Genomic DNA, 2,317 nt, shown 5'->3' on the forward strand with positions numbered 1-2,317 from the left:
CCAACTAACCTTCAACCTGATAACCCAAAAAAAATAGTTCCCTCTAGACTGGCCCCACCACATGGCTATCATAAAAGGTAATTATGTTTCCTGAAGGTTCAGATACATCAAACACACTGTGTATTCGCCCTTCGCGAATTTCGCTCGGTGCATAGCCAGCCTCTTGCAGGGCGACTTGTTGAGCCTTCAAATCATCAACCATCAGATCAAAACTCGCTTGTCCTGGTGCCGCTTCAGGTTTATTTCTAAGCACCAGATGGGTTCCCCCTCTCAATTCAAGTACTGCTAACTCTTGAAATTCAGCAACCTTAAGCATTCCCACAAACTCGAAGAAGTCGAGAGATTTTTTGAACTCTGAAACGTTTAACAAGATAGGGGAGGCAAGAGGGGGCGAAATTCCCCCACCTCGTCCAGGTGTTGAAGTTACCGTAAGGATAGTGGAGCCTTAATCAAAAAGTTTTAACCCTTTTATACATAACCGACCAACCATAAAGGCTCCACTATCCTAAGGTTTCGTTTCTGGGATGGATAGCCCCTTCAAATGCCAGAGACCTGTTTCCTTACCCAACTCTCTATATATTCTCCAACGCTTACCCCGGAGTCTTCAGCCGACAATTGCAACCATTTCCAAGTAGTATCTGTTAACCAGATTCCGTGTTGTCTTTTTAGCTCGTCATAATGAGCGGGTGCTCCCCTCATTCTTTTCTGAGGCTTTTTCCTTTTTGTGCTTGACATTTGTATTTACCATCAACTATACTAAAATAATATCAGCCCAAGCACGAAGATTTCAAGGAGGTGGTTTCATTCATGGCGAATCTCAGACATACATTTCGTCTGTATCCTAACAAAACAGCTGCGTCAAAGATGTTTTACGCGAGAAAAATGCACCAGTTGCTTTATAACGCTGGGATAGGCGATCGCCGCTATGAATGGAAAGCAAATAAAAAGTCCATAGGATATCTTGATCAACAAAACTGCTTGCCCGCCTTCAAGGAATGTTGGCCGGAGTACAAGGAGTTATATAGTACTTCCTTGCAAGCGACCCTTAAGAGGGTAGACCTGGCATATAATCGCTTCTTTCTTGGGTTAAGTGAAATTCCCAAATATAAGCCAATTCGGAAATACTCCGGATGGACTTATCCCAGTAAGGCTGGTTGGAAGGCTAATACTGACGGAAAAGATGGAACTTTGACGTTGAATGACCTCGGACTCACTATAAAGATGCGTGGTCAGGCCAAGTTTTGGGGGACACCAACGACTCTAACAATTACGTACAAGTCTAGTGTAAACGCTTGGTATGCTTCAATAACCGTTAAAGTAGAAACCCCCGACACTAAATATGGTTCAGGATCTGACTTAACGTACGAGAAAATCGTAGCCTATGACTTAGGGACTGAAACAGCAATCACAGCTTTCAACGGCAGCGAGTTTGAGGAGATAGCCAACCAGCGTTTTACGAAGACTCTAGAGCCTAAAGTGAAGGCCGCCGGGAAGGAAAAGCGCAGGAAGCAGGCTCCTAATTTCAAAAAAAGTATAAAGGCGTCTAAGCGTTGGAAAAAAGCCAACAAAAAAGAATCCCAACTAAAGAGGAAAGCGGGTAACGCGCGTAAAGATTGGCAACACAAGGTTACATCAGATTTATCTAGTCGTTATGACATCGGCGTAACCGAGAAGCTCAATACGAAAGGAATGACCCGGAAAGCCAAGAAAGGGTCGAAAAGAAGGAAACAAAAAGCTGGATTAAACAAAGCCATTCTGGATGTAGGATTCGGTACTCTCAATAAAATGCTGACCTACAAAATCGAACTCAAAGGCGGAATTGTTCTTCAACTACCGACTAGACAACTAAAGCCATCTCAGCGTTGTCCAGAATGTGGAAAGGTTCACAAAGACTGGGCTGAACTGTCGAATAGATACCACGTCTGTGATATTTGCGGCTTTGGGTTCGATAGAGACAAGACAAGCGCAATAGTGATGTTCAATGCAGCATTAGGAAAACAGCCGGGGTACGGTGCTGACCTCGATAAACGTGGATTTTCTAGCTCTACTTCAAAGACCAGAAAGCATACTGGATCAATGAAGCAACTGGGAAAGATGAAGCGTCAAAAATCACGCTCTAAGGATGGGGTAGCTGACACCCCGTCCTGGCCGTAGGCCACGCTACGCGAACGAACAGGGCGGGGTAGTTCATGCTAACATGCCCAATCCAAATAGGAGGGCGTTGATCTGACTGTGGATTATTTGGAGTCATGGTTCTTACTCTAAAACGGTTGGATATTGTTCAAATTTCTGTGAAGTAAGCATTCAGCTGTCAGGA

The 2,317-nt window shown here is 44.3% G+C and carries 3 protein-coding genes; 1 reads left to right on the forward strand and 2 read right to left on the reverse strand.

From position 1 onward, the window contains the following. Nucleotides 1-43 precede the first annotated feature (43 nt). Together F6K37_RS38685 and F6K37_RS38690 are read right to left on the reverse strand one after the other, a co-directional pair. Complete coding sequence (locus F6K37_RS38685; RefSeq protein WP_287256485.1) at nt 44-370, reverse strand: VOC family protein; 327 nt, start codon at nt 368-370, stop codon at nt 44-46. Nucleotides 371-537: 167 nt separating this feature from the next. Continuing rightward, nucleotides 538-735, reverse strand: coding sequence for a hypothetical protein (locus F6K37_RS38690; RefSeq protein ID WP_009149378.1), 198 nt, complete (start codon nt 733-735; stop codon nt 538-540). 72 nt (nt 736-807) lie between these two features. Between F6K37_RS38690 and F6K37_RS38695 the strand changes: the two genes are divergently transcribed. Further along, the gene (locus F6K37_RS38695; protein WP_009149380.1) at nt 808-2,154 is read left to right on the forward strand and encodes an RNA-guided endonuclease InsQ/TnpB family protein; all 1,347 of its coding nucleotides are present in this window, start codon (nt 808-810) and stop codon (nt 2,152-2,154) included. Nucleotides 2,155-2,317 lie beyond the last annotated feature (163 nt).

It is taken from the genome of Moorena sp. SIO4E2 (genome assembly GCF_010671945.1).
Lineage (GTDB): Bacteria > Cyanobacteriota > Cyanobacteriia > Cyanobacteriales > Coleofasciculaceae > Moorena > Moorena producens.